At 50.3% G+C, this 1,903-nt stretch carries 2 protein-coding genes; both read right to left on the bottom strand.

Annotated elements, in window-relative coordinates:
• Positions 1–810 (bottom strand): BMP family protein (locus tag NZ772_18200; protein MCS6815488.1); only part of this gene is annotated, 810 nt, incomplete at its 3' end.
• A 46-nt stretch (positions 811–856) separates the two neighbouring features.
• Positions 857–1,801: an isopenicillin N synthase family oxygenase gene (locus NZ772_18195; GenBank protein MCS6815487.1), complete on the bottom strand. Its 945-nt coding sequence runs from the start codon at positions 1,799–1,801 to the stop codon at positions 857–859.
• Positions 1,802–1,903: the final 102 nt, after the last annotated feature.

Genomic DNA, 1,903 nt, shown 5'->3' with positions numbered 1-1,903 from the left:
TGCTAGTGAAGACATGTCGCCAACATAGCCAGTGGCGTAGCCGCCTTTAATCTTGGCTGCTTCAAATTGGCCGATCGTAGGGCCTTGTCCACAACCAATCCAAAAGTCTACCCCCGTTTCAGCTTGAGATAGGGCTGCTTCTTTGGCCTTAGCAACATCATCCCAGTTCCCTGTAGCGGCACTTGTCAGTGTTGCCTTCGGATTCACTGTCTTCGCACCCGCTAGCATGGCTTCACCCATAGCACGGCAAACGGGAATGTCGAACCCATACAGTGCCCCAAACTTACCTGTTTTGCTAAGTTTACCCCCTACGATACCCACTAGATAGGCACCTTCGTAGAAAGGCTGGTCATAATCAGCTACATTTTCAGTCACTTTACCTAACCCTCCCGCGTAGGCAAAGTTGGTTTTGGGATATTCCTTCGCCACCTTAAACACTGCATCGCCATAGTTAAAGGAATGGGCGACAATCGGCGAGTAGCCAGCTTCGGCATATTGACGTAACACCCGCTCTGAATCAGCAGGTGACACCGATTCAGAAATCACCACATCTACCCCTTTAGCCTTTAGCGCCTGGGCAGCTTCGTAGGCTCGCTGGTTCCAAGATTTATCTGTCGGTGGGCCATTGAGAATCAGGGCAAACTTGCCTGCATTACCTGTTGTTTTTGGAGTACTGGTAGTAGTGGCATTAGGACTGCTAGCAGGTGAGGGAGATTCTGATGTCGTAGGGGCAGAGCCACAGGCAGACAGAATCATCACAGGGGCAACTAGCAACAAGCTAATGAGCGATCGACGGAGTAGTTTGGACATTACTTAACACCAATAGCTAATGGACAGACGTAGACGACATCAGAAACTAATAGGTAGCTTGTAGAAGGCTGACCAGATAATCTCCTGCCAAAATTGGGGGATATTTTGCCGGATTATTTGGGCCTTGACATTCAGGTATACAGGATACTTCAGCATCATGATCGGGCTGACAGAAAAAAGCAATGGCATAGCGGGATAAATGTCTACGATCGCAGGTAGGCACTGCCACGCGATGGCGCGTTGATCGAAACACATCATTGCTCCACCGTTGCATTATATTACCTGTATTCACAAGAACGGTATCTGGAATTGCAGGTGCAGCTATCCAATCCCCCTGAGTTGTTTGCACCTCCAAGCCGCCAACCTGATCCTGGAACAATAGTGTCATGGAGCCATAATCTGAGTGTGCTCCAGCGCGTGTTTGCCCAGGCTTGGGGGGTTGTTGCAGGGGGGGATAGTGCAGGAGACGCAGGGTATGTTCTTGCTTACGGTGGCGATCGACCAAAAAGGAAAGCGGTAGGTTTAGTGCTAAGGCAAATGCCTGAAGTATCTGATTAGCGGCCTCAGTGCAGGCCGTAAACAAACTCACTAGCGTGTTGCGAAACTCCTCATCACCAGGAGGCCAGCAGTTCTGCGTCAATGCCGGGTTGGTAGCATCTGGAGACTCAGCCCCGTCTAGCCCTAGGTTGAAGGTTTCCTTGAGATCCCCCGGCTGGTTGGGGTCAAGACGTTCTCGCTCCATACCTGCATAGCCTCGGTTGCTAAAGGCATCTGGATAGGCAAGCGCCTGTTTAGCGGCTAAGGGTAGGGCAAAAAACCTATGGCTCTGGTGAAACGCTGCTGCCACCAAGTCACGATCAATGCCAATCTGCTGCACATACATGAAACCAATCTCATGGCAAGCTTGGTAAAGTTGACGAGCAACCTGGCGTTGTGCGCGATCGTCTCCCAGCAAAAACGGCTGAAAATCAATTATTGGGATGGTACTCAGATTAGAGGTAGTAGCTACCATTGACAGTCTTCCACTGTATAACTCAGGCGTATTTAACTCAGGAGCATCGATGCAGATACTGCAAACTGTCCCCTCTTCCGA

The sequence above is a fragment of the Cyanobacteriota bacterium genome (assembly GCA_025054735.1).
In the GTDB taxonomy this organism is placed as follows: Bacteria; Cyanobacteriota; Cyanobacteriia; order SKYG9; family SKYG9; genus SKYG9.
Note: the sequence above shows the minus strand (reverse complement) of the source record. Positions and strands in the feature narration are given on the sequence as shown.